Raw genomic sequence first — 25,506 nt, 5'->3', positions numbered from 1 at the left:
GTACGGGTCCAACAGGAGCGGGAGCAACGGGAAGTACGGGTCCAACAGGAGCGGGAGCAACGGGAAGTACGGGTCCAACAGGAGCGGGAGCAACCGGAAATACAGGACCGACAGGAGATACGGGAGCAACCGGAAGTACAGGACCAACGGGAGCAACGGGAAGTACGGGTTCAACAGGAGGAACGGGAGCAATCGGAAGTACGGGTTCAACAGGAGGAACGGGAACAACCGGAAGTACAGGACCAACGGGAGGAACGGGAACAACCGGAAGTACAGGACCAACGGGAGGAACGGGAGCAACCGGAAGTACCGGTTCAACAGGAAGCGGAGCGATTATACCATTTGCTTCTGGTGGTCCGGTAATTCTGACTACAATTGTGGGTGGACTGATAGGGACAACAAGTTTAGTTGGATTTGGGAATTCAGCAACAGGTATATCGCTTGTTGGTGGGAATATTGATTTGACTGGTACGGCATTAGGACCCATTATAAATTTTGCATTTTCAATGCCGCGTAGTGGTACCATTACTTCGTTAGCAGCATATTTTAGTATTACTGTCGCATTAAGCTTGGTTGGTACGACAGTGACATTAACTGCGCAATTGTATCAGTCAACTACCCCAGATAATACTTTTAGCCCGATTCCAGGGGCAATAGTTACTTTAGCCCCCCCTTTAACGGGTGCATTATCTCTAGGAACTATATCATCTGGGATAATAACAGGATTGAATATTCCGGTAACCCCAGCAACAAGGCTTTTATTAGTTTTTTCTGCCACAGCTTCTGGTATTTCACTTGTTAATACTATTACGGGTTATGCAAGTGCAGGATTAGGCATTAATTAAATGCATTTTAGGTTACTATTTTGATCTTTATACAAGTCTCAAATGAGGTTTTAATATTTATAAATCAAATTAACCAATGTAATAACTCATTTAAAAGCGATAGAAATGAAAAAATACACCTTCATTTATTGAAGGTGTATTTTTATTTTAATACTGCATGGGTTTATATACCCATATCGTATATCAAATCTTTTTTATAAGTACATAACATAAATTGAATTTTGAATCATTCTTTTTTAGTAAGTAAAAAGAATATCGTTAATAGTTAGTCTACTTCCTAAAAATATCGACGTCAATCAGTTGTTATTACTCCGCTCTTTAAAGAGTTTAAGTGATCTGCACATAGAACGTGACATTTTTTGCAAAGTGTACGTAAATTTCGAATGCTATTACTGCTCTTTAAACACCTGACCTTTTAAAATGAAGTTATACTTAAAAATTCAAATAGTGTATTTAAGTGAGAAATAATATTGACAACGGAATAGATGAGTTTTTCATGGATATGACCGCAAGTATCCATTTGTTTGCGAGTAACCCGTGCGAGCTAATCAGAACATCAATTTTAATAGCGTAGCAAGTGAGGCAGGTGTTGCTAAAGCAACGTTCTACAAGAATACCGGAATGCGTGAACGGATTGAATCCTTACGTCAGCAACAAGCCCAAGTTTCTACCCAAAAGCAAATTAAACGGGAAACGGATGAAAACAATAAGGACGCCATTATTACTTCATTAAAACGTAAAATTAAGAAATTAGATGAGGAAAATAAAGAACTACGTGAGCAGTTAAAATTTGCTTATGCAGAAGTCTATAAAAAAATCTGAGGGCAATCCGTTTCCTACTTGTTCAACAAACGGGTCATATAACGGAATAAAATCTTGTTAAAATTAAAAATATTTGAAATAATTGTTATTAAGTTAAAGGAGAGCAATTGCAGAAAAAGGTGACACGACTTTCCCTTACTTAAGAATTGTGGAATAGTTAAAAAATCCGATTAATTATATTCCGAAAGGGTGTGTGTAATATATTATCAACTAATGTTTTTACTTATAAATCTAAGGATGGAAAAACAGTAATAATTAGAGAAGCTAAAGAACAGGATGCAGAAAGAATGCTAAATTCTGCTTCAAAGGCTTTAACAAACGCTCCATACATGTTAAGTACGGTTGAGGATGTAAAAAAGATGAGTGTTGATGCTATTCAAAAAACGTTAAAAGCTTATCATAAAAATCCAAATTATGTACAGTTTATTGCTGAAGTTGATGGTAAGTTAGTCGGTACAATAGATTTTAAGAACGGAAACAAAGAAAAAATTAGTCATCAAGGGGCTTTTGCGATGACCATACTACCTGAATATCGAAATTATGGTATTGGAAGAGCTCTTCTAGAAACGTTAATCAATTGGGCTAAAAATAACAGTAAGATTGAAAAGGTTTGCCTTGAGGTAATGGAAGATAATTTAGGTGCAATCCAGTTATATAAGAATCTAGGATTTTTTGAAGAGGGTAGAAAAGCAAAGGGTGTAAAATTGGATGATGGCTATCAAGATTTAATATTAATGGCTTTATTCGTTTGAAATTGAACATGAAGTAAAAGGGCGATACATATTAGTCATGACTAATATGTATCGCCCTTTATTTTTTATGACTTTTTACAATGTAGGTCTTGATAACGAACGGCCAGTATGCCAGAACAGTTCGCAGTTATTAAAGAAATTATAAGTGAACAAATGAAAGTCCCACGTCCAATCGTAACGCAAGATGCAAAAGAAAGGATTGAAAATAAGCTGTTAATTTCATATTTAGGTGAAGAAGAGATTTTACTTACATATTATAAGGATTGCTATCTATATAAAAATTACATAACAGTAGTTGATATTAATCCAATAAATGAGACGATTACTTGTACGGATTACGGATGTTTTTCATAATAAAAGAATGTTTAAGCTTGGTGATGTAATTGAGGTGAATTAGAGGGGGAAATATCTCTTCCTAACTTAATTATATCATGTAAATCACGTTCGAAATAGACTGTTTATTCTCATTTACTACTGCTACAATCAATAGCACATGAACAGTAAGGAGAGGTGCCGAATGAGTTCTTTCGTTCTCGATTTTCAGGAAATAGAAAAAACGCAGCTTTCGCTTGTCGGTGGAAAAGGATTGAATTTAGGAGAGTTATCCAACATTCAAGGGATACAAGTGCCAGAAGGTTTTTGTGTTACAACGGTAGGCTATGAAAAGGCTATCGAGCAAAATGAAGAGCTTCAAACTTTGTTGCAGCAGCTAACAAAGTTAAAAATGGAAGAGCGGGCTCAAATTGGTGAAATCAGTAAGAAGATTAGAGAAACGATTATGAAAGTAGAAATTCCTTCTGATGTAGTGGAAGCTGCGGCTTATTATCTCTCACGTTTTGGAAATGAACATGCGTATGCCGTGCGTTCTAGTGCTACTGCTGAAGATTTACCATATGCCTCGTTTGCTGGTCAACAAGATACGTATTTAAATATAATCGGAAAAGAAGCGATTTTGCAGCATGTAAGAAAGTGCTGGGCGTCTTTATTTACAGAGCGAGCAGTCATTTACCGGATGCAAAATGATTTTGAACATAATCAAGTTTCTATATGTGTTGTCGTTCAAAGAATGGTTTTCCCGCAGGCTTCGGGCATTTTATTTACTGCTGATCCAATTACTTCTAACCGAAAGGTGCTATCAATTGATGCCAGTTTTGGGCTTGGTGAGGCTTTAGTCTCTGGCTTAGTATGTGCTGATAATTATAAAGTAAAAGAAGGCGAAATCACCGGAAAGATGATTGCAACTAAAAAATTAGCTATCTATGCTTTAAAAGAGGGCGGAACAGAGACAGGGCAGATTGAGCCGGCTCAGCAAAAGATTCAAACACTTACGGAACAACAAATAATACAACTAGCACGCATCGGAAGGCAGATTGAAGCTTATTTTGGTTGTCCGCAAGATATTGAATGGTGTTTAGTTGATGATACATTTTATATTGTCCAAAGCAGGCCGATAACGACTTTATATCCAATTCCAGAAGCAAATGATCAGGAAAATCATGTGTATATATCGGTTGGTCATCAGCAAATGATGACCGATGCGATGAAACCACTAGGATTATCTTTTTTCCTGTTAACGACTAGTGCTCCTATGCGTAAAGCGGGGGGCAGGCTATTTGTTGATGCTACACAAAGATTAGCTTCACCTGCTAGCAGAGATTTCTTAATAAACACTTTAGGAAAATCTGATCCGCTCATACGAGATGCATTAACAACTGTAGTCGAGCGAGATGATTTTATTAAATTGTTACCAGATGATAAAAAAGAAAAGAGTGTTGGTAAAAGTGGACCACCTGCAAGCTCGCAACCACAAATCGAAAACGATCCGGCAATCGTTACGAATTTAATAAAGACTAGTCAAGCATCACTTGAAGAGTTAAAACGAAATATTCAAACGAAATCAGGGATGGATGTATTTGATTTTATTTTGGAAGACATCCAGCAATTAAGAACAGTATTATTCAACCCGCAAAGTATAGCCGTCATTATGGCAGGTATGGACGCTTCATCATGGATTAATGAAAAGATGGAGCAATGGCTAGGTGAAAAAAATGTAGCAGACATACTTTCGCTATCTGTACAAAACAATATTACGTCAGAAATGGGTTTAGCATTACTCGATGTTGCTGATGTGATTCGGCCATATCCAGAAGTTATTGCGTATTTACAACATGTAGAAAATGATAACTTTTTAGATGAATTAGTTCAATTTAAAGGCGGAGAAAAAGCTCGAGATGCCCTTCTAACTTTTCTAAATAAATACGGAATGAGATGCAGCGGAGAAATCGACATTACGAAAACACGCTGGAGTGAAAAGTCAACTACAATTATCCCGATGATTTTAAATAATATAAGAGACTTTGAAGCGGGGGCGAGTAAGCGGAAGTTTGAAGAAGGACTGCAAGAAGCTTTGAAAAAAGAAGAAGAGTTATTAAATCGATTACAGCACTTGCAGGATGGTAAACAAAAAGTAGAAGAAACGAAGCGAATGATTCGTAACATCCGCAAATGTATCGGTTATCGTGAATACCCAAAATACGGCATGATTAATCGCTATTTCATATATAAGCAGGCAATATTGAAAGAAGCTGAGCAACTCGTGCAAAATAACGTTATTGATGAAGTAGAAGATATATACTATCTAACTTTTGAAGAACTTCACGAAGTTGTCCTTACGAATAAACTAGATTACGTGGTTATTCATAAACGGAAAAATGAGTACAAATTATATGAAAAACTAACGCCTCCGCGTGTTATCACGTCTGATGGAGAAATCATTACTGGGAAGTACAAACGAGAAAATCTCCCGGCTGACGCGATTGTAGGTTTGCCCGTTTCTTCAGGAGTGATTGAGGGGAGAGCTCGCGTTATTTTAAACATGGAAGATGCGAATTTAGAAGATGGAGATATATTAGTTACTGCCTTTACTGACCCTGGATGGACACCATTGTTTGTGTCTATAAAAGGGTTAGTCACCGAAGTTGGCGGACTGATGACACATGGAGCAGTTATTGCACGTGAATATGGATTACCAGCAGTTGTCGGAGTAGAGAATGCTACGAAACGAATAAAAGACGGACAGCGAATTCGGGTACATGGAACAGAAGGGTATATTGAAGTGTTGTAATGAAATAAAAGATCATCCGCTATTATAGTGGATGATCTTTTATTATATAGCGGACTTATTTCTTTAAACCAGCCGCATAAAAAGGTCCATGAACTGCGATTGTTGATAAAATACGAGCAATCTCCTCAGGTGTTTCTTTTTGTCCATTATTTAACCATTGTTGAATGACACCTATATGAGCAGATGCCATATAAGAAGCTAAGTATTGGCTTGGGACAAGTAAATTCTCCTTATTAATGAGAGGACCATTCGTATCTTCAAATAGTGTTTTCCACATAAAGTCTTTCAGTTTCGTTTGGAAAGATAAATCTCCTTTTGGGCTTAGTACAGCTTTCATAAAATCACTATTTTCATTTAGAAATTCAAGAATAGAAGCTATAAGTATAAATGGCATTGTTGGGGAAGGGCTTGATCCAAGATCAGCAATAACTTCCGGTAATCTCTGTTTAGCAATGCTAGAAAATTCATACATAATTTCTTCTTGGCATTTTGTCATTAAATCAAATTTATCTTGGTAATGTGTATAAAATGTACCACGATTTATGTTTGCTTTCGTAGTAATATCTTTCACTGTAATGGCGTCAAAACCTTTTTCCTCAATTAATTCCACTAATGCATTTCGTATGGCAGTTTTCGTACGAATAACACGTAAATCTAAATTACTATCGCGCAAAGTATGTCCCTCCTTAATTTTAGCCAACACATTTCAAGGATGTGTCTTATAACCGACACATTCACGATTTTTGATTATTGTATAAGGTTCAACTCGAACATATAATTCAAATATAAATAAACAACACGTTGTTGGTTATTATAAATCAAATTAAAGGAGGAGAAAAGAAAATGTTAAAAAACAAACTTTTATTGTTATCTCCAGTTATTGCACTACTTGTTGTTTTTATTTTTTCATTAACATTATTTCCAACCGTTCAACCTAAGCCGAAAAACTTACCAATTGCAATTGTAAATGAGGATCAAGGAGTAGAAATTCCGAATCAACCGAAGATGAATATGGGGCAAACGATTGTTGATAATATGAAAAAGACATCAAAATCAGAGGAAGAACCTGCGGTAAAGTGGGTAGAAGTGCAAAATAAAGAAGCAGTTCAAAAAGGCTTAAATAATCAAGAATATTATGCAGCATTGGTTATTCCGAAAGACTTTAGCACAAAACAAGCATCATTACGAACACCACAGCCATCTTCGCCAGAGGTAGAAATATTCATCAATCAAGGAATGAATACAGCGGCATCAACTATGGCGGGGCAAATGTTAAATGGAGTAGTTGATAATATGAACAATACTGTTCGTACACAACTATTAGAAGGATTGAAGGCAAAAGGAGCTACATTAACAGCAGACCAAGTTTCAAATGTAGTAACACCTATTACGAAGAAAGTGACAAATGTGAATGAAATCGGCAAAAATAGTGCGAACGGTAACTCGCCAATGTCTTTATTCCAGCCGTTATGGATTGCAAGTTTAGCGAGTGCAGCAATTATCTTTATTGCGATAAGTAAAACGCAAGTGGATACAAGAAAAGAGAACTTCGTATTGAAACTAAAGCAAATAGTAACAGGAGCAATTGCTACACTTGTAATTGGATTTGGTCTTACATGGATAGCTGATGGAATGGTAGGATTAAATATCCCGAATTTCACGGATACGGCTTTGTTCTTATCCATTACTTCTTTTTGTTTCTTCTTAATGATTTCTGCGGTGCTGTCATTAGTTGGTTTAAAGGGAATCGGGTTATTTGCACTGTTACTTTTCTTTGGTGCACCGCTATTGGCGCTAGCGCCTGAAATGATGTCTCCATTTTATCAAGACTGGATTTACTCCTGGTTACCAATGCGATTTATGATTGAAGGACTGAGAGAAATATTCTTCTTTGGAAAAGGGTTAAGCTGGAGTACACCTCTTACTGTACTCGTTTGGATTGGTGCGGTAAGTATGATGATTATTTTAGCGACTGCTTTCAAACGTAGTGTAGTAAAGGAACAAAAAACTGAAGTGAACGCATAAAAATAAATAAAGGAAAAACCGTTTCACTAGTAGTGGAGCGGTTTTTATGTTGAAATATAAGTAAGGGTACAAAATATATTGATATAATGAAAGGGAGTTAGTTATTTGTGAAACTAACGGTCACTTAGCTAGGCTTGAGATGAAGGGATCCTACTGTAAAATCTGTTGTGCTATATAATTATTATCTCTGATATACTGTATTTTTGTTAGTTTTTCTGCATTTTCTACCATAAAATGTGAAATCGTAGAGGGTGTTGCAAAGTTAACAAAACATAAACATGCAAAAAAATGCAGAAGAAATATAGTACTCGAGATTATCTCTAAAAAGTAATGATCTCATAATAATGTTCTTTTAAGATGATATAAACAAAATAGACTAGTTTAAAATTGGACGTATGAAAAAGGAATGAGGGGAAGAGCAAAATGAAGCAGATTTCAATTTTAATAGCGGATGATGAGGTGGAAATTGCTGAATTAATTGGGATACATTTAGAAAAAGAAGGTTATCATGTTGTGAAAGCTACTGATGGAGAAGAAGCTGTTCTTATTATTCAATCGCAACCAATTGATTTAGTTATTTTAGATATTATGATGCCAAAAATGGATGGTTATGAAGTAACGCGACAAATTCGTGTGAAGCATAATATGCCAATCATTTTTCTAAGCGCGAAAACATCTGATTTTGATAAGGTGACAGGTCTTGTACTAGGTGCGGATGATTATATGACAAAGCCTTTTGCCCCAATTGAATTAGTTGCGCGTGTAAATGCACAATTACGTCGATTTCTTACGTTAAATCAACCGAAAGTAGAGGAGAACAAATCCGTTTTAGAAGTAGGCGGAGTGGTTATTAATCTTGAGCAACGAAAGCTAAATGTATACGGAGAACAAATTGAATTAACCCCAAAAGAGTTTGATATTTTATATTTATTAGTGAGCCATCCGAAAAAGGTATACAGTGTGGAAAATATCCTTCAGCAAGTGTGGGCGGATGATTATTACGATGGTGGAAGTACAGTTGCGGTACATATTCGTACTTTACGAAAAAAAATTGGGGAGGATACAAGAAAGAATAAGTTAATAAAAACGGTATGGGGGGTAGGTTATACTTTCAATGGCTAACATGATGAGAAGTTTTCGTTTTAAAATGATTGCTTTGTTTGCACTAAGTATGGTGTTAGCAGCTGGTGTTACATATATACTTGTTAAAATAGTAGGTTTCTGTTTAAGAATGAGGTTTAGTCATGAAGATTATATACACATTTTACTTCTGGTTAGAGGAAATATTTATCTTTCTTTTATTTCCGTCGCCCTACTATCTACTTTGTTTTTTTTCTTTTTAACAAAACAATATTTAAAGTATTTTGATGAAATTTCTAATGGCATTCATCATCTGGCTAAAGGAGATTTTGCAAATAAGGTTTATATTTCATCAAATGATGAATTTGGCGATATTGCACGTGAAATTAATATAGCGAGTGAAAAATTAAAAGAGGCGGTTGAAAGAGGCGACTTCGCTGAAAGTAGTAAAGATCAGCTTGTTGTAAACTTAGCCCATGATTTAAGAACGCCATTGACATCTGTGCTTGGTTATTTAGATTTAATTCTCAAACAGGAGAATTTAACGAAGGAACAGATTGAATATTATTCTACAATTGCATTTGCAAAATCACAACGACTTGAAAGTTTAATTGATGAGTTGTTTGAAATCACACGAATGAATTATGGCGTACAAAAATTAGATAAAGAATCCATTAATATACGTGAATTACTCATTCAGCTAGATGAGGAATTATACCCATTACTGGAAAAGAATCAATTAGAGGTGAGATCAAATATTGAACCTCATTTATTTATTAATGGTGATGGGAATTTGCTAGCTCGTGTATTTGAAAATCTTGTAACAAATGCGGTTCGATACGGAAATAAAGGACACTTTATTGATATGAATGGATATATTGAAGATGGAGATGTTGTTGTACAGATTGTTAATTATGGAGAAAGCATTCCAGAAGAAGATTTGCCCTATCTTTTCGATATGTTTTATACAGGTGATAAAGCAAGAACAGTCCATAAAAACAGTACGGGCCTTGGATTATATATTGCTAGAAATATTATTGAGCAACATAATGGGAAGATTTCTGCTGAGAGTAATGTAATGAGAACAATATTTGAAGTGAGATTGCCAAAAGAAGAGAGTTCAAGAATTTAATAAAAATTTAATGTTTACCCCACTTTTTATTTAATTAGTTTTTTCTATCCTATATGTATGTTAGGTCAAGGAGGAACTAGTAATGAAAAAGTGGGGCTTTTTATATTAGTACATAGTATGTACGGGGCTTTATATATCATTTTCAAAAACGTTCAAAAATTATTAAAGAAAAGGACGTACAGTTTCTAAAAGTAAAACACATGAAAAAGTGAGGATATTATGATATGAAGAAAGCAAAAAAACTAGTCATCGTTGGTGTGATCACAATTGGTTTAGGAGTCGGGTCGTATATGACATTTGCAGGAGAATCTGAACCAGTTAAAACTTATAAAACATATGAAGTGACAGAAAAACAAATAGAGAATGAGCAAAAATTAGGTGGCGAAGTTATCCCAAATGGTATAGAAATAATTTCATTTGATCCAACAAAAGGTACGGATGAATTAGCTGCTAAAAAAGGTGATGAAGTAAAAAAAGGACAGCTTCTTTTTAAATATAATGACCCTATTACTAAACAAGGTGTAACAGAAGCGGAAATGCAAAAGAAAATTGCACAAAAAGAAGTAACATTGCATCAGAAACAAATTGATGCAGCGAAGCAGAAACTAAAAAAAGATAAAAACGCTGGTCTTCCTGAGGAAGCGTTAAAAGCATCAGAAATCGAAGTTCAACAATTAGAACCACAACTTGAAATGAAAAAGTTTGAGGTAGAAAAAGCTGATGAAATGATTAAAGCAGCAAAAGAGAAATTAAATACTCTTTCTGTAACAAGCCCGGCCGATGGAGTAATTGACGATATTGTGAAAATTGCAGATGAGAAATCCGGTATGAACGGCATTACACTTCGTCACGCTGGCCCCTTTAAAGTAAAAGGTCAACTGTCTGAATATGAGCTTACTAATATGAAAGTTGGGCAAGAAGTAACGGTTTCATCAAAAGTGGTTGCCGGTAAGACTTGGACAGGAAAAGTAACAGAAATCGGCTCTACACCACTAATGAGTATGGATGAAAACAAAACAGTTTCTAATTATCCATTCACTGTCACATTAGATAATAGTGAAGGATTACAAAATGGTTTCCACGTATATGTAATGAGTAAATCTGGCGAAGCAACAGGCACAATCGTTCCAAAAACTAGCATCTTGAAAAAAGGAGATAAAACGGTTGTTTACGTAGTAAAAGACGGAAAAGCAAAAGAGCAAGTTGTTACGGTTGAATTTGAAACAGGTAGTGAAGCGAAAGTTTCAGGAGTGAAAAAAGGAGAGCAAATTATCTCTACACCTACTGTAAATCTAAAAGATGGTATGGAGGTTGTCGCTCAATGATTAACTTACAAGGAATCACAAAATCTTTCCAAAATGGTTCAGAATCCATTCAAATATTACACGGGATTGATGTAACGCTGAATCAAGGAGATTTTACTTCTATCATGGGACCGTCTGGTTCTGGTAAATCTACATTAATGAATATTATCGGTTGCTTAGATAAGCCCACGGCGGGTACGTATGAATTAGCTGGTCAAAATATTTCAAACATGTCTGAAACAGAACTCGCACATGTTCGAAATAAAGAGATTGGATTCGTGTTCCAAAACTTCATGTTACTTCCAAGACTTACAGCGCTACAAAACGTTGAATTACCGCTTATTTATGCAGGAGTCGATAAAAAAGAAAGACGTGAGCGTTCGTTAGCGGCTTTAACAAAAGTCGGTTTAGCTGATCGCGCTACCCATCTTCCAAATGAATTGTCAGGTGGTCAAAAACAGCGTGTTGCAGTCGCACGCGCAATTGTAAATAACCCGAAATTTATTTTGGCAGATGAACCAACAGGTGCACTAGATACGAAAACAAGTGAACAAATTGTAAATCTATTTTACGAATTAAACAAACAGGGATCAACTATTATTATGATTACCCACGATCGTGAAATAGGGGAAGCCGCAGCGCGTCGAATTGTCATTCGTGATGGAATCGTTGTTCAGGATTGGAGAGAATAAATTTGAATATAAATGAAAATATACGTATGGCTATAGCTTCTATCTTTACACATAAAATGCGATCCATTTTAACGATGCTGGGAATTATTGTTGGAATCAGTGCGATTATTACGATTCTTGCAATGGGTGATGGACAAACCGCAAAGATGCAAAAAGAGTTTGAAGAAAACAACCATATGGATGAAATGGATATAGAGTATAACAATCCGGATTTCCCACTAGAGAAAGCGAAAATTACACCAGATATGGTAAAGCAATTACAAGTGATACCAGGTGTAAAGGATGTGTATCCACAGGTATACATGTCCATAAAAGCATATACAGGGTCGCAAGATGTTGCTTTTAGTTTGGCTGTGGGAACAGGTAATTTTATGCAGGACCGTAAAATGAAAATTGTACATGGGCGTGAGTTAACAGAGGATGAACTAAAAAAACCAATCCCTGTAGTCATTCTCCATGAAGATTTATTTACAAAGCTATTTGGTACTTGGAAAGATGATTTATATATAGACATAAAAGGAAAACCATACAAGATTGTTGGAGCGTACAAAAATGAGGGGAGTTTTGCGCGGCCATTTAAAGTGTATGAAGGATATACATCGATTGACAATGCAATGTTGATTTCAGGAATCGAGGAATACGAATCAGTGAAAATTAAATTATCTTCTGCTAATGATCGTGAAGAAGTAGGGAAACAAGCTGTATCTGTATTAAATGAATTGAAATCACCGGAATTTGAGCATCCATTTACAGTAGTGGATACGGGAACATATAGGCAAGGGTTTGAAGAAAATGCCCAAATGATGAAAATGGTATTCGCTAGTATCGCTGGGATTTCTTTAATCGTAGGTGGTATTGGTGTAATGAATATCATGCTTGTATCTGTTACAGAGCGTACGCGTGAAATAGGTGTTCGAAAAGCACTTGGCGCAACGAGAAGGAAAATATTAATGCAATTTCTCATTGAAGCTTGTATTTTAACAGCATTGGGCGGAGTAATTGGTTTTGGATTAGGTATTATCTTTGCTTGGGTAGCGGCAATCACTGGTGGATGGCCACTCGTTATTTCCGTAAATCTCGGTCTACTATCTGTTGGAATATCTATATTGATTGGTATTGCCTCTGGTATACTTCCAGCAAATAAAGCAGCTAAATTGGACCCAATTGATTGTCTTCGATATGAATAATAGTGTAGGTGAAAGGTAAGATGTTTTAAAAAAGAGTAAATACCCATATGGGTATTCACTCTTTTTTGAATAAGGACTTTCATAAGGTAACCCAAAAGTTAAGTAATTTTAATTCTAATTTTATATAGATTTTTTGGCTATAGATATGAAGAAAAGAAAGGAATATAAAAATGAAAACAGTATTAGAAGCAAAAAATATTAAAAAAGTATATGACACAGGCGGAAATACATTTGAAGCGTTGAAAGGTATTAACTTACAAGTAATAGAAGGTGAATTCGTTGGAATTATGGGACCTTCTGGTTCAGGTAAGACGACTCTATTAAATGTTCTTTCTACAATCGATAATGTGACGAACGGTGAGATTTTAATTGATGGAGAAGATATCGTGAAGATGAATGATGATACGTTGGCATTATTCCGTCGCAATCATTTAGGTTTCATTTTCCAAGATTATAATTTATTAGATACGCTAACGGTGAAAGAGAATATTGCCCTTCCACTTGCGCTATCAAAAGTGGAAGCGAGCGAAATTGATCGACTCGTTTTGGAAATTGCGAAGAAGTTTGGGATTGAGCATATTTTAAATCAATTCCCATACCAAGTATCTGGGGGACAGAAGCAGCGCTGCGCAGCATCTCGTGCAATAGTTACAAATCCAAGTATGATTTTTGGAGACGAGCCAACAGGAGCGCTTGACTCTAAGTCAGCAACAAATTTATTAGAAAGTATGAAGTTATTAAATGAACAGGATAACTCAACCATTTTAATGGTGACGCATGACGCGTTTGCGGCAAGTTACTGTAAACGAGTGGTTTTCATTAAAGATGGTGAGTTATGTAAAGAATTACATCGCGGGGAATTAACACGTAAACAGTTCTTCCAACAAGTAGTTGACGTAATGTCCGTCATTTCTGGAGGTGCAATTGATGACGTTATTTGACATCGTTCAACGGAATATACGACGTAATTTTAAAGAGTATATAATCTATTTTGTGTCCCTAACTGCGAGTATAGTTATCTATTTTATGTTTGCATCACTTCGCTATAATACACAAATAAATGCAGCATTGACTAATAGTGTGGAGACTAAGAACCTTCTTCAATCTGCAAAAGTAGTTCTTATTGTTTTTATTGCCATATTTATTATTTACTCTACAAATTTCTTTATAAAAAAGCGTAAAAAAGAAGTAGGGTTATACTCTTTACTAGGTATAACTAAAAAACAAATCGGTACAATGTTATTTTGTGAAACCATAATAATGGGGAGCGTAGCTTTAGTAATGGGAGTACTAATTGGTAGTTGGAGTTCAAAGCTAGCTTTTGAAATACTAATGAGTTTAATGAAATTAAAGGTGCCCGTTCATTTTGAGTTTTCTATAAAGGCGCTGATAGACACATCCGTAGTTTTTTTAGCTATTTTATTATATACGGCTTGGAGAAACTCTCGCATAATTTATCAATTTTCTTTAATTGAGATGTTTCAAGCTGATCATCAAGGGGAAAGTATGCCAAAAGTATCTAGAATCATGGCATACATGAGCATTATTTTAATAGGATTAGGTTATTTGTCAGCCTTTTTTATTCGTGAAATCATAAAAATTGTGCAGACCCCTACGGATAAGCAACCTATGTATATTCCGGCTATTATTTTGATTGCAATTGTTCTTGGGACATATTTATTATTCACGTCTTATACAGTTGTTATATTAAAGAAAATGAGAAGTAAAAGGACAATGTTTTATAATGGTATGAGCATACTGAACATTTCACAGTCATTATATCGAGTAAAAGGAAATGCAAGGTTACTTGCGACAATTGCTATATTAAGTGCCGTAGCTTTAACAGCGATTGGGACTGTTACATCGGCATATTTTTATGGAGAAGCTGAAGCAAAAAACAAGGCACCGTACAGTTTTTCATATGAAAAACAAGAGGATGCAATTGAAAAGGGCATACAGGGTGTTTTCGAAGAGAACAAGAAAAAAAATTCAATTATCCGTGATTTTGAAGTTGAAATGGTAACAGTTAAGGGAGGGCCTTTTGAGGAAGAAGGAAATACAAGTCTACCCAATCCCCCTTATAAAATAGCATATGATTTTCAGCTTATATCCCAATCTATTTTGAATAATAATGCTAAAAATTTAGGAGTGAAGAAAGTCAAATTAAATCCAGGAGAAGTAGTTATATATAATCTACAGCCTGATAAGAATTTTGAAAAGGGAAATAGACTTCAATTACCCCTTGAAGTTGAGCCGAAAATATCTGTCATTCAGGGTATCGAAATGCGTAAACTAACAAATTTAGGAGATTTGGTTGTCATTGTACCTGATCAGCTCTATGAAATGGTTAAGCAAACACATCAGACCTATATTGTGAAAAATATTGATGTAACGCAACAAAAGGATAGTAAAGAGTTGACAGAAGGTTTATTAAAGATAGTACCTGCTGCTGATGATATTAAAATCAATACTTTCTATAAAACAAATTTAGATGTTATGGAGACGTATGGGACTATATTATTTATTGGAGGTTTTTTAGGGGGTGTATTTGTACTGGCAACAGGTTCTATTATCTATTACAAACAATTATCTGAAGCGCATGCTAATCAGAGATATTATGAGACTCTTCGTAAGATTGGTGTTACGAAAAAAGAGGTAAGAAAGTCAATTTCAAAACAAGTTCGTTTTAGTTTTATTTTACCCGTGATAATTGGACTTGTTCATAGCTTATTTGCTTTACCAGTAATAAGCAACATGCCTATATTTAATATCATAATTCCTATTTTAATTAGTAGCGGTGTATTTTGCATAATTTATTTCGGATATTATGTGTTAACTGTTTATTCGTATTTTAAAATTGTATATAAATAAGAATCAATACATTTTTTGATGTGATGTCAATAAAATAAGAAGAGGAAATAAAACTGAATTAAACATTTAAAAGATAAAAACGTTTCACTAGTAGTGAAGCGTTTTTTTGTGGTGAAATCATTATAGAATATTTAATCGACAGGAAATGAAAGTAGTGATAGCTAGATTGTTTCAATGTTTTAAAAGGATTGGAGTAAAAGGGCTATAAGAATGAGTCCATGCTGTTCTTTTATGTATACATGCTCCTACTATTTCGAAATGCATAAAATGTTATGTGAAATAATGGAGGGGATACGATGTATAATTCGAATTATGATGATTGGTATAGGCAAAATGATAAGCTGATTCGTGATATTGAAAAAGCTATAAACGGAGAGTATAGCGCTATAAGTTGTTATGCAAAATTAGCTAACATGGCTCCAAATCAAGTAGAACAAAAACAAATTCTTGAAATCCGTAATGATGAAATAAGGCATTTTCATCATTTTGTACAAATCTATACGAATTTAACTGGCAGACAGCCGAAACCACAGATTACGGAAAATTGCCCTAATACGTACTTACAGGGATTAGAGTTCGCTATACAAGATGAGCAAAAGACCGTAGATTTTTACTTGGAAATTTCAGATGAAGCAGCAGATGCATCTATGAAAGAGTTATTGCGCAGAATAGCTGCAGATGAACAAAATCATGCGGTGTGGTTTTTATATTATTTTGTGAAGTCGAAGTGAGTGTTAAAAATGAATAGCTGATGTGCTGAACATATTAGAAATTATTTTAAAACGCAGTGCAATAATTGAATGACAAACTTAAATATAAGCAGAAAGAAACCGTCTCATAAGTAGTGGGACGGTTTTTTCGCGGTGAAATACAAGTTACATAGGTATCGACAAAATATAGTAGTTGAATTAGGTATATAATGTATGAAAGGCAGACGGAAATAAATAAGCTAGGAGCAAACAAATGAAAAGAGGAATTACAGTAGATATTCCAAATGAATATGATAATTTACTTTGGAAAGTGTTAAAGCCGATTGATATTTCTTCATTTAATTGGTGGGTGGGGAGTGAGGAGTCATACTTAGTAGCACGTGGTGGATTGGATGAGGCATTATTTCCAGAAGAACCAAGTATAGTGGAAGGATCAGATTTGAAAAGATTATTTAAAGACAATATATATTATGTTATTTTTGCAGATTTAAAAGCGTATCCAAAAGGAGAGGAAGTAGTAGATATTGAAACATATGAAGAATTTAAAGAGAGTAAGTGTGAATTAGTTTTACTAGTTGCGGATTGTACATACGTCACAGTTTACGCTAAAGACCAAGAAGCGATTGAATTGATGTATGAAAACGCAATTGATCAAGGGTTTTATGTTGAATATGTTACAGACGAAAATGACGGTAGAACGCGTTTATCCGTGTGATAGGTATATAAAGGGGGAAGGAAATGAATCATATTAATACTGATTTAGTTAAAAGGTTGATAGGGGAACAGTTTCCAGAATGGGCACATTTAGAAGTGAAACCTGTAAAGTTTAGTGGGCATGATAATAGAACGTTTCACTTAGGTGATGAGATGAGTGTAAGATTACCAAGTGATGCAGCATATGCGCCGCAAGTAGAGAAAGAAAACAAGTGGCTTCCAATATTAAATAAGGAACTTTCTTTACCAATTTCTGCACCAATTGTGAAAGGGAATCCATCTGAAGAATATCTATGGCCTTGGTCTATTAATAAGTGGATCGAGGGGGAGACCGTGACGAAACAAAATGTCCGTGACTTAAATGAATTTGCGGCGGACTTAGGCTCATTTTTAATAGAGTTACAATCAATTGATGCGAGTAACGGGCCAGTAGCTGGAGCACATAATTTTTACCGAGGCGGACTTATATCTGTATACGATGAAGAAGCGAGAGTGGCTATTGAAAATAATAAGGATGTTTTTGATGAGACATTATTACAGCATCTTTGGGATTTAGCACTTAGGTCAACGTGGGAGCGTAAACCAGTTTGGGTTCATGGAGATGTTGCACCAGGAAATTTACTCGTTAAGGACGGAAAGCTTTGCGCCGTAATTGATTTTGGTATTTTAGGAGTAGGCGATCCGGCTTGTGATGCAGCGATGGCATGGACATTCTTGGATAAGAGTAGTAGAAAGGTATTTAAAGAAGTATTGCGCATGGATGAAGAAACGTGGAATAGAGCGAGAGGATGGGCGCTTTGGAAGGCGTTAATTACATATGATGCGAATAGGGATAGTAATGAGAAAGTAGCAGAAGAATCTTATCGTGTAATTCAAGTAATTGTGGATGATTATAAGAGGTAATAGAAAAAGCTTATTTTGATTGTATATTTCAAAATAGGCTTTTTTGCATGATTAAATATTCGGAATTAAAAAAGGGATTTAACGTTATTATACAGAATATTTAGATAATAGGAGGTGTCGAATTTTGAGTGAAATTGAATTAAAAAGGAATGTAATTAAGACAGGGCGAGAGAAGGGGATTATACTTCGGTTTATACTTGCTAGTCTAGTTGGTGTGTTTATGTTTTTTGTTCCTGTTACGATAAACGGTGCTTCGTCTATTATGATTGATCATATCGTATCGTGGATAAGAGCTACGGTTCCTTCGGTAGTACCTTATTACGCACTACTTGTTATGGCAATGGGTGCGATTTATCCATTTTATACGAAGAAGTGGAATGCATCTATCGTAGACATTTGTTTTTCTATTTTAAAAGTAGTAGGTGTTGTTTTTGGCGTATTATATTGTTTGAAAGTAGGACCAGCTTGGTTCTTTGCGCCAGATGTTGGACCGTTTTTGTATGAGAAGTTAGTTATATCAGTAAGTTTACTCGTTCCAATCGGCTCGGCTTTTTTAGCGCTATTAGTCGGGTACGGATTGCTTGAGTTTATCGGCACGTTTTGTCGTCCGATTATGAGACCGTTATGGAAAACACCTGGGCGCTCAGCAATCGATGCGGTGGCTTCCTTTGTGGGGAGTTATTCGCTTGCACTTCTTATTACGAATCGAGTGTACAAAGAAGGAAAGTATACGACGAAAGAAGCAGCAATTATAGCTACAGGTTTTTCTACAGTATCCGCTACATTTATGATTATCATCGCAAAAACATTAGACATTATGCATTTATGGAATGTTTACTTTTGGACTACTCTTGTTGTAACATTCATCGTGACCGCTATCACCGTAAGAATCCCGCCTCTTAGTAGAAAACCAGATACATATATTACGAAAGAAGGATTCCCAGAGCCCGTTTATAAAGAGAAAATGTTAGAGCGAGCTTGGGAAGATGCATTAGAAGTATCGAAATCCGCGCCAAGTATTATGAAAAATATCGCAGTGAATTTAAAAGACGGATTTATAATGACAATGGGAATTTTACCATCAATTATGTCAGTAGGATTAATTGGTATCGTCTTAGCAAAGTTTACGCCAATATTTGATTGGATTAGTTATATTTTTTATCCATTTACATGGGCTTTACAACTTCCAGAAGCAGACCTAGCTGCTAAAGCAGTATCAGTTGGTATTGCAGAAATGTTTTTACCTTCTCTTTTAGTTGTAAGTGCACCGCTTGTGACAAAGTTTGTTATTGCGGTTGTTTCGGTATCATCTATTTTGTTTTTCTCCGCTTCAATTCCTTGTATATTATCAACAGATATTCCGTTAAAAGTATCTGAGCTTATTATTCTATATGTGCAAAGAACGATTTTAACGTTGCTTATTATTACGCCGATTGCTTATTTGTTGCTTTAAAAAGGAAAGGTATTATCAAAAGGGGAAAGTTGGAAACATATAAAAAGTAGATTTGAAAATTAATATTTGTGATAAAAATATTAGTAATATACATGTGTTATATAAATGCGGGAACAGTTATTTCTGAGTTTTAAAGAGATAAATCTATAATAAAGAAGGACCCTTCTATAAAGGGTCCTTCTTTATTATAAAGCGTTCGCTTGGATAAGTAACTTAGAAATGTTATTTACAGATCCTTGTTCAAATGCATTGATATGAGCATTGATAGCCCTTTTAAATTGTTCTATTTGACTATTACTACCTATATCAGATTCTAAATCTTGAACATGCTCAAGAACAAATTTCAAATCACTATTAATAGCTACTACATCATGTGTATTTAACTTTCCACCATTCATAGTTTTCCAAGAATTAATATTATCATTTAAACGATTAAGGGTGGTTTTAATCGCATCTTTCGAATAAGAGCCACCATTTACATCTGCTGTAGTGCCATTCGGAGTAGCTGGTGTTTTGGGTTGTTCTTTTTCTTTCTCTATTTGAGCAAGTTTTTGTTGTTCTTCAGCCTCTTTTTTAACTTTAGCCTCAGCTTCTTCTTGAGCTTTCTTCTCTTGTTGCTCTTGCTTTTTCTTTTCTAATTCAGCTTGTTTTTGTTGTTCTTCAGCCTCTTTTTTAACTTTAACCTCAGCTTCTTCTTGGGCCTTTTTTTCTTTAGCTTCCTTTTGTTTACGCTCATTTTCTTCTTTTTCTTTCTTTTCGTTTTCTTGCTGGATTTTTTTCTCTTCAGCTTTTTTCTTTTTTTCTTGCTCTTTAGCTATTTGTTGTTCTTCTCTTTTTTTATCCATAGCTAATTTTTCTTCCGGTGTAATAGATTTAGAAGCGAAATAACTAGCGAATATAAACGAAACAAGAATAGTAGGTACTGTAATTAATAATACCCGGCGGCGAGTACGAGTAGCACCCCAACGGATCACTCTTTCCGGCTTAATAAGACCTACCACTAAAGCTACTATCGCACTAATAGAAAGTAGCAAAAATAAAAACATAAATACAGTTAACAAATAAAAACAACTCCTTAAATATATTCCAATATTCAGTATAACAATTATACCGATGTAATTTAAGGGATAATTTGTGGAAAGTAGAAAGAACCTACCAATAAAACGCCTAAACTATCAAATAAAAAGGTGACAAAAAATACTGTAGCGTTAAATAGTATTAAAAGTGTTAAAGCTTTCTTGGACCAAATAAAAACAAAGCCTTCGCGAAAATCGTTCCAAAACCCACTGACTAAAGCACCACTTTATCGTAAAACATAGGTTTGTGAAATGTTTTTAATCCATTCGTATTATTAAGTAACGATGTGGTATTACTTTAGTTTTAGAATATTCCTTGACGGGAATATTCCTCTTTGGTTATAATCGATTCAACAGGAAAATAATATTAGTGATGATATTGATGTGTTATAACCGGAGACCATCACTTAACGAGGTGAGTGATATGTCGGGGAAAATTCCGGGCGTGAATATGACGACGTTGAGCGCTTTATCTGAACCGAATCGTATGAATATCGTTGAACTCTTGCGTGACGGTCCCTTAACCGTTGGGGAAATCGCCGAACATTTGGGATTAAGGCAACCACAAACTTCGAAACATTTAAAAGTGTTAAGCGATACAGGGATTGTGGAAGTGCAGGCTGAAGCTAATCGCCGGATTTACAAGCTCCGACCTGAGCCTTTCCAAGCACTTGATTGTTGGGTGCAGTCATTTAAGCGTGTGATGGAAGAGAGATTCGATAATTTAGATGAGTATTTGAAGGAATTGCAAAAAAAGGAAAAGTTATAAAATCAGTTCATATTTAAGGAGGAATTAACATGTCAAACAATACAATGGTATCAAGAGTAGAGAACGATCGAGTATTAGTACTGGAGCGTGTTTTCGATGCACCGCGTGATCTTGTATTCAGTATGTTTAAAGAAGCAGAGCATTTGAAACACTGGTGGGGACCAAGGGGCTGGGAAATTCCAGCATGCACTGTCGACTTCCGTCCGGGAGGCGTTTGGCACTACTGTATGAAGTGTATCGATCAGAACCTGGGGCAATTTTTTGGTATGGAATCATGGGGCAAAGGAGTTTATAAAGAGATTATTGAGCCAGAGAAAATTGTCTACACCGATTACTTTTCGGATGCTGAAGGCAATGTAAATGATTCTATGCCGTCAACCGAGATGACATTGGAATTCATCGATTTAGGTGGAAAGACAAAGCTAATAAACCGTGCTGAATATGTTTCAGAAGAAGCTCTTAAGACTGTTATGGACATGGGCATGCTACAAGGTATCACCGAAACTTGGGATCGTTTGAACGAGCGATTGGAGTCGCTAAAATAGATTTTTGTACCGCAACTTTATTTTCGGTGATAATTAGGTGTAAGTGTATGGAGTTTAATAAAAATTGTTTATAAAGGAGCGTTAAAATAAATGATTAATAATGTTGGTCAAATCATGTTGTATGTAAATAACCAAGATGAAGTGAAGGAATTCTGGACAGAAAAAGTAGGATTTATTGTAATTTCAGAGGAAGATAACGGTCAAGGAATGCGATGGATTGAAATTGCTCCAACTAAAGAAGCTGAAACAAGTATTATTCTCCATAATAAGGAGCTAATTGCTAAAATGCAGCCGGAGTTAAATCTTGGTACACCTTCTTTAATGTTCTTCTCAAAAGAATTCGATAGTTTATATAGTGATTTAGTAAACAAAAACGTTACAGTTGGAGAAATTGTAAATATGCCTTCAGGTAGAATATTTAATTTTGCAGATAGCGAAAATAATTATTTTGCGGTAATGGAAAAGAAGTAAATTTCAATTCAATTTATGAGTGCGATGCTTGAATAAAAGGCATCGCACTTTTTATTTTAAAGATATATTTTATTCCTCAATATAAAACGCTTTTATATTCTTATATAACGATATAACATTGATAGAGTATGATATAGTTACAACAAAGGGGGCTTACAAATGGAAATGATTCACGAAAGAGCAAAGTTACGGTTAATGGATAGCAATGATGTCGAAAAAATGTTTTCAATCGTGGAAGGAAATCGAGATATTTGGGCGTATTTAATCTCTAAAATGGATACTGTTCAAGATATGCAGCAATATGTTCAAAAGGCGATAAAAGCTTATGGGGCAGGGAAGGATTTGCCATTTGTTGTTGTGGATCAAAAGACAAATGAAATAGTAGGGAGTACACGCTTATATAACATTTCAGTTGAAGATAAGACGGTGGAATTAGGGAAAACGTGGTATGACCCAAGTGTGCAACGTACGAGTATGAATACGGAATGTAAGTACATGTTATTACAATATGCTTTTGAAAAGTTGCATATGCGGAGGGTACAAATTAAGACGGATGCACGAAATGAAAAAGCACAAAGAGCAATTGAAAGACTCGGCGCAGTAAAAGAGGGTGTACTTAGAAACGAAAGAAAATTACCGAGTGGGCATGTTAGAGATGCAGTTGTATATAGTGTTATTGCAAGTGAATGGCCAGCTGTAAAGGAACGGTTATTAGAAAAATTAGAATCGTATAAAGAAAAACGATAATTCATATTAAGAAAGGTGTATTGATCGTCTAGTTGAAAAATATACCTTTTTTCTTACAAAATAGTTACTTCTTTTGTTTCATCATTCCATTATGATAAAAAATTCGTTACAATGTAGTTGTATGGTAATAAACTTATAAATTACATAAATGTAATGAAAACCGCAAACTAAAAATGAATTGATAATCCTCAATTTTAAATGAAAACCCTTTAATGCATATATATGATAAGAAAAATTCCTTCTTTTAAACAAATTCAAACAAAATGATTTGATATATACGTTTTTATATAGAAGTATGGATGATGTACGGAGGCAGTTATAAATGAAAGAAAATAAGAAAAGTAAGAAAAGAAGAATCTTGCAAGTATTCTTGCTTATGATTTGTTCTATTATTTTATATGTAAGTTATGCAGCTTACGATATTTGGAGTTATCGCTTTAAAACAGATGATGGTGTGAAGACAGATGCTGGTATCGTGCTGGGAGCAGCTTCATGGAACGGAAAACCATCTCCTGTATTTAAAGAAAGAATTAATCATGCAATTTCCTTATATAAGAACGGTAATATTAAAAAGATTATTTTCACAGGTGGTACAAAGTTTGAGGCAGAGCTTGAGGAAGCGCGTACTGCTAGAGTGTATGCACTGAAACATGGTGTGAAAGAAGAGGATATTCTAATTGAAACAAAATCCCTTTTCACAGAGGACAATTTAAAGAATGCAAAGCAAGTTGGAATAGAGAACGGAATACGCACATATACGATTGTGAGTGATCCACTTCATATGAAACGTGCAATGAAAATTGCAAAACATATTAAAATTGAAGCGTATGCATCACCAACTCCAACGTCAGCGTATAAAACGTTAGATACAGAAATCCCTTTCTTTTTTAAAGAATTATGCTCGTATATTGGATATGTAACCTCTTTGCCATTAAAGGCATTGAAAGGGGATTAATATAAGAAAAGAACCTATCTTTTTTATAGGAACTTTTCTTATTGTTCAAAAGCATTGTATTTTTATCGGAATAGTGAAACAATAGAGGAGTAACTTCATATAATCATAATGACAAAATGAACGGTTTATGAATCGGACATAAAGGAGATTATGTATGGCACTCTCATTTGTTGAAACAGAAGAACAATCTTTAGTTATTGAGAAAATAAATAAATTGATTCCGAAGTTCATGGAAAGGGAGCATCAACTAAGTGAATTAGGATCATTTCCGTATGAAAATATTAATAATTTGAAAGATATCGGATATACGAAATTAACGTTGCCAAAAGAATGGGGAGGCAATGCGATTTCTTTATATGACTTCGTTTTATTTCAAGAGAAAATAGCAGAAGGCTGCGGTGCTACCGCATTATCGATTGGATGGCACCTTGGCATTGTAAAGGAATTAGCTGAAAATCGTTCTTGGAATGAGGAAATGTTCACTTGGTTTTGTGAAGAAGTACGTAATGGTGCGCTTTTTAATCGAGCAGCGACAGAGCCGAATACAGGTAGTCCTACTCGCGGCGGGAAACCAGAGACGTTAGCTGTCAAAAAAGGTGAGAAGTGGATTATAAATGGAAGAAAAACGTTTACGACAATGGCACCAGTACTTGATTATTTTATCATTTCAGCAAGTATTGAAGGCCAGGAAGATATCGGAGAGTTTGTCATTCCAAAGAATACGCAAGGCGTGACAATTGAAGAAACGTGGGATAGCATCGCAATGCGAGGAACTGCGAGCCATGATCTCGTTTTACAAAATGTAGAGATACCAAATCGCTTTTTCACTGATATAAAGGGTTCAAAAGTTAAAGCTAAGGGTATTGGCTGGTTGCTACATATACCAGCATGTTATTTAGGAATTGCACAATCAGCAAGAAATTATGCAGTTCAGTTTGCGGTATCATACAAGCCAAACAGTTTAAATCATTCTATAAGTTTATTACCGAATGTTAGAAGGTTAGTTGGAGAATTAGAACTTGAGCTTATGCAAGCTCGCGTCTTTTTATATCAAATTGCGAAAAAGTACGATGAGGCAGAGGATAAACTATCATTACAAGCCGAACTAGCGGCAGTGAAATATGCAGTAACAAATGCGGCAATATCTATTGTAGATAAAGCAATGCGCATCGTAGGAGCAAAAAGTTTATCCGAAAAAAATCCGCTTCATCGTTATTATTTAAACGTCAGAGCAGGGCTACACAATCCGCCGATGGATGATGCAACACTATCTATGCTGGCGGATGCGGCGTTTCGGTCGTAGTTTTTTAAACTTACATTTTATTGTTT

General features: G+C 35.2%; 23 protein-coding genes and 2 pseudogenes. 23 read left to right on the top strand and 2 right to left on the bottom strand.

Going from position 1 to position 25,506, the window contains the following annotated elements; translation table 11 throughout:
• The 5 genes and pseudogenes from MR155_RS10825 to ppsA form a co-directional block, all read left to right on the top strand.
• A partial coding sequence (locus MR155_RS10825; protein ID WP_277958650.1) for an exosporium glycoprotein BclB-related protein occupies positions 1 to 845 on the top strand: 845 nt, incomplete at its 5' end.
• A gap of 537 nt (positions 846 to 1,382) precedes the next feature.
• A pseudogene (locus MR155_RS10820) lies at positions 1,383 to 1,667 on the top strand (DUF6262 family protein); the annotation flags it as partial.
• A 191-nt stretch (positions 1,668 to 1,858) separates the two neighbouring features.
• Complete coding sequence (locus MR155_RS10815; protein ID WP_113935828.1) at positions 1,859 to 2,419, top strand: GNAT family N-acetyltransferase; 561 nt, start codon at positions 1,859 to 1,861, stop codon at positions 2,417 to 2,419.
• Positions 2,420 to 2,527: 108 nt separating this feature from the next.
• Positions 2,528 to 2,816, top strand: a pseudogene (locus MR155_RS10810) (YolD-like family protein).
• Between the two features lie 120 nt (positions 2,817 to 2,936).
• A complete protein-coding gene (ppsA, locus tag MR155_RS10805; protein ID WP_242309683.1) occupies positions 2,937 to 5,543 on the top strand; it encodes a phosphoenolpyruvate synthase in 2,607 nt (868 codons plus the stop codon).
• A gap of 55 nt (positions 5,544 to 5,598) precedes the next feature.
• Here ppsA and MR155_RS10800 read toward each other — a convergent pair whose 3' ends face one another.
• Complete coding sequence (locus tag MR155_RS10800) at positions 5,599 to 6,216, bottom strand: TetR/AcrR family transcriptional regulator (protein ID WP_002084688.1); 618 nt, start codon at positions 6,214 to 6,216, stop codon at positions 5,599 to 5,601.
• Between the two features lie 170 nt (positions 6,217 to 6,386).
• Between MR155_RS10800 and MR155_RS10795 the strand changes: the two genes are divergently transcribed.
• From MR155_RS10795 to MR155_RS10740, 12 genes are all read left to right on the top strand, one after another.
• Positions 6,387 to 7,568 carry a YhgE/Pip domain-containing protein gene (locus tag MR155_RS10795; RefSeq protein ID WP_242309681.1) on the top strand — a complete coding sequence of 394 codons (1,182 nt, stop codon included), beginning with the start codon at positions 6,387 to 6,389 and terminating at the stop codon, positions 7,566 to 7,568.
• Positions 7,569 to 7,991: 423 nt separating this feature from the next.
• Positions 7,992 to 8,690 (top strand): response regulator transcription factor, encoded by a 699-nt coding sequence (locus MR155_RS10790; protein ID WP_107886650.1) that lies wholly within the window; start codon positions 7,992 to 7,994, stop codon positions 8,688 to 8,690.
• Positions 8,683 to 9,780: a HAMP domain-containing sensor histidine kinase gene (locus MR155_RS10785; RefSeq protein ID WP_242309679.1), complete on the top strand. Its 1,098-nt coding sequence runs from the start codon at positions 8,683 to 8,685 to the stop codon at positions 9,778 to 9,780. Before MR155_RS10790 ends, MR155_RS10785 begins: the two co-directional genes overlap by 8 nt.
• Before the next feature lie 224 nt (positions 9,781 to 10,004).
• Complete coding sequence (locus MR155_RS10780; RefSeq protein ID WP_242309677.1) at positions 10,005 to 11,105, top strand: efflux RND transporter periplasmic adaptor subunit; 1,101 nt, start codon at positions 10,005 to 10,007, stop codon at positions 11,103 to 11,105.
• Entirely contained in the window at positions 11,102 to 11,776 is a 675-nt protein-coding gene (locus MR155_RS10775) for an ABC transporter ATP-binding protein (protein WP_242309675.1), read from the top strand. Before MR155_RS10780 ends, MR155_RS10775 begins: the two co-directional genes overlap by 4 nt.
• 2 nt (positions 11,777 to 11,778) lie before the next feature.
• Entirely contained in the window at positions 11,779 to 12,963 is a 1,185-nt protein-coding gene (locus tag MR155_RS10770; protein WP_242309673.1) for an ABC transporter permease, read from the top strand.
• A 170-nt stretch (positions 12,964 to 13,133) separates the two neighbouring features.
• Positions 13,134 to 13,904: an ABC transporter ATP-binding protein gene (locus MR155_RS10765; RefSeq protein ID WP_242309671.1), complete on the top strand. Its 771-nt coding sequence runs from the start codon at positions 13,134 to 13,136 to the stop codon at positions 13,902 to 13,904.
• Complete coding sequence (locus tag MR155_RS10760) at positions 13,891 to 15,834, top strand: ABC transporter permease (RefSeq protein WP_242309669.1); 1,944 nt, start codon at positions 13,891 to 13,893, stop codon at positions 15,832 to 15,834. The genes MR155_RS10765 and MR155_RS10760 overlap by 14 nt, the downstream gene beginning before the upstream one ends.
• Before the next feature lie 296 nt (positions 15,835 to 16,130).
• Complete coding sequence (locus MR155_RS10755; protein ID WP_242309667.1) at positions 16,131 to 16,565, top strand: ferritin-like domain-containing protein; 435 nt, start codon at positions 16,131 to 16,133, stop codon at positions 16,563 to 16,565.
• Positions 16,566 to 16,797: 232 nt separating this feature from the next.
• Complete coding sequence (locus MR155_RS10750) at positions 16,798 to 17,259, top strand: DUF2691 family protein (RefSeq protein ID WP_242309665.1); 462 nt, start codon at positions 16,798 to 16,800, stop codon at positions 17,257 to 17,259.
• Between the two features lie 23 nt (positions 17,260 to 17,282).
• Positions 17,283 to 18,161: an aminoglycoside phosphotransferase family protein gene (locus tag MR155_RS10745; protein ID WP_242309663.1), complete on the top strand. Its 879-nt coding sequence runs from the start codon at positions 17,283 to 17,285 to the stop codon at positions 18,159 to 18,161.
• Between the two features lie 124 nt (positions 18,162 to 18,285).
• Positions 18,286 to 19,614 carry a YjiH family protein gene (locus MR155_RS10740; RefSeq protein WP_113935823.1) on the top strand — a complete coding sequence of 443 codons (1,329 nt, stop codon included), beginning with the start codon at positions 18,286 to 18,288 and terminating at the stop codon, positions 19,612 to 19,614.
• A 185-nt stretch (positions 19,615 to 19,799) separates the two neighbouring features.
• Here MR155_RS10740 and MR155_RS10735 read toward each other — a convergent pair whose 3' ends face one another.
• Entirely contained in the window at positions 19,800 to 20,675 is an 876-nt protein-coding gene (locus MR155_RS10735) for a hypothetical protein (protein WP_002084698.1), read from the bottom strand.
• 439 nt (positions 20,676 to 21,114) lie between these two features.
• Here MR155_RS10735 and MR155_RS10730 point away from each other — a divergent pair, with 439 nt between their 5' ends.
• The 6 genes from MR155_RS10730 (at position 21,115) to MR155_RS10705 (ending at position 25,480) form a co-directional block, all read left to right on the top strand.
• The gene (locus MR155_RS10730; RefSeq protein ID WP_012261209.1) at positions 21,115 to 21,459 is read left to right on the top strand and encodes an ArsR/SmtB family transcription factor; all 345 of its coding nucleotides are present in this window, start codon (positions 21,115 to 21,117) and stop codon (positions 21,457 to 21,459) included.
• Between the two features lie 29 nt (positions 21,460 to 21,488).
• A complete protein-coding gene (locus tag MR155_RS10725) occupies positions 21,489 to 22,004 on the top strand; it encodes an SRPBCC family protein (protein ID WP_219302972.1) in 516 nt (171 codons plus the stop codon).
• A gap of 90 nt (positions 22,005 to 22,094) precedes the next feature.
• Positions 22,095 to 22,475 (top strand): VOC family protein, encoded by a 381-nt coding sequence (locus MR155_RS10720; RefSeq protein WP_000609551.1) that lies wholly within the window; start codon positions 22,095 to 22,097, stop codon positions 22,473 to 22,475.
• Positions 22,476 to 22,634: 159 nt separating this feature from the next.
• On the top strand, positions 22,635 to 23,222 hold the full coding sequence (locus MR155_RS10715; RefSeq protein ID WP_071772973.1) for a GNAT family N-acetyltransferase: 588 nt from the start codon (positions 22,635 to 22,637) through the stop codon (positions 23,220 to 23,222).
• A gap of 322 nt (positions 23,223 to 23,544) precedes the next feature.
• Positions 23,545 to 24,177, top strand: a complete 633-nt coding sequence (locus tag MR155_RS10710; RefSeq protein ID WP_002033016.1) for a YdcF family protein — start codon at positions 23,545 to 23,547, stop codon at positions 24,175 to 24,177.
• Between the two features lie 154 nt (positions 24,178 to 24,331).
• On the top strand, positions 24,332 to 25,480 hold the full coding sequence (locus MR155_RS10705; RefSeq protein ID WP_219302969.1) for an acyl-CoA dehydrogenase family protein: 1,149 nt from the start codon (positions 24,332 to 24,334) through the stop codon (positions 25,478 to 25,480).
• Positions 25,481 to 25,506: the final 26 nt, after the last annotated feature.

This window comes from Bacillus cereus group sp. BfR-BA-01331, from assembly GCF_022663915.1.
In the GTDB taxonomy this organism is placed as follows: Bacteria; Bacillota; Bacilli; order Bacillales; family Bacillaceae_G; genus Bacillus_A; species Bacillus_A mycoides.
Note: the sequence above shows the minus strand (reverse complement) of the source record. Positions and strands in the feature narration are given on the sequence as shown.

Excerpts from the sequence above, each read along its gene's own strand:
- ppsA (WP_242309683.1), top strand. The coding sequence starts at position 2,937 with ATGAGTTCTTTCGTTCTCGATTTTCAGGAAATAGAAAAAACGCAGCTT.
- MR155_RS10795 (WP_242309681.1), top strand. The coding sequence starts at position 6,387 with ATGTTAAAAAACAAACTTTTATTGTTATCTCCAGTTATTGCACTACTT.
- MR155_RS10790 (WP_107886650.1), top strand. The coding sequence starts at position 7,992 with ATGAAGCAGATTTCAATTTTAATAGCGGATGATGAGGTGGAAATTGCT.
- MR155_RS10785 (WP_242309679.1), top strand. The coding sequence starts at position 8,683 with ATGGCTAACATGATGAGAAGTTTTCGTTTTAAAATGATTGCTTTGTTT.
- MR155_RS10780 (WP_242309677.1), top strand. The coding sequence starts at position 10,005 with ATGAAGAAAGCAAAAAAACTAGTCATCGTTGGTGTGATCACAATTGGT.
- MR155_RS10775 (WP_242309675.1), top strand. The coding sequence starts at position 11,102 with ATGATTAACTTACAAGGAATCACAAAATCTTTCCAAAATGGTTCAGAA.
- MR155_RS10765 (WP_242309671.1), top strand. The coding sequence starts at position 13,134 with ATGAAAACAGTATTAGAAGCAAAAAATATTAAAAAAGTATATGACACA.
- MR155_RS10760 (WP_242309669.1), top strand. The coding sequence starts at position 13,891 with ATGACGTTATTTGACATCGTTCAACGGAATATACGACGTAATTTTAAA.
- MR155_RS10755 (WP_242309667.1), top strand. The coding sequence starts at position 16,131 with ATGTATAATTCGAATTATGATGATTGGTATAGGCAAAATGATAAGCTG.
- MR155_RS10750 (WP_242309665.1), top strand. The coding sequence starts at position 16,798 with ATGAAAAGAGGAATTACAGTAGATATTCCAAATGAATATGATAATTTA.
- MR155_RS10745 (WP_242309663.1), top strand. The coding sequence starts at position 17,283 with ATGAATCATATTAATACTGATTTAGTTAAAAGGTTGATAGGGGAACAG.
- MR155_RS10730 (WP_012261209.1), top strand. The coding sequence starts at position 21,115 with ATGTCGGGGAAAATTCCGGGCGTGAATATGACGACGTTGAGCGCTTTA.
- MR155_RS10725 (WP_219302972.1), top strand. The coding sequence starts at position 21,489 with ATGTCAAACAATACAATGGTATCAAGAGTAGAGAACGATCGAGTATTA.
- MR155_RS10720 (WP_000609551.1), top strand. The coding sequence starts at position 22,095 with ATGATTAATAATGTTGGTCAAATCATGTTGTATGTAAATAACCAAGAT.
- MR155_RS10715 (WP_071772973.1), top strand. The coding sequence starts at position 22,635 with ATGGAAATGATTCACGAAAGAGCAAAGTTACGGTTAATGGATAGCAAT.
- MR155_RS10710 (WP_002033016.1), top strand. The coding sequence starts at position 23,545 with ATGAAAGAAAATAAGAAAAGTAAGAAAAGAAGAATCTTGCAAGTATTC.
- MR155_RS10705 (WP_219302969.1), top strand. The coding sequence starts at position 24,332 with ATGGCACTCTCATTTGTTGAAACAGAAGAACAATCTTTAGTTATTGAG.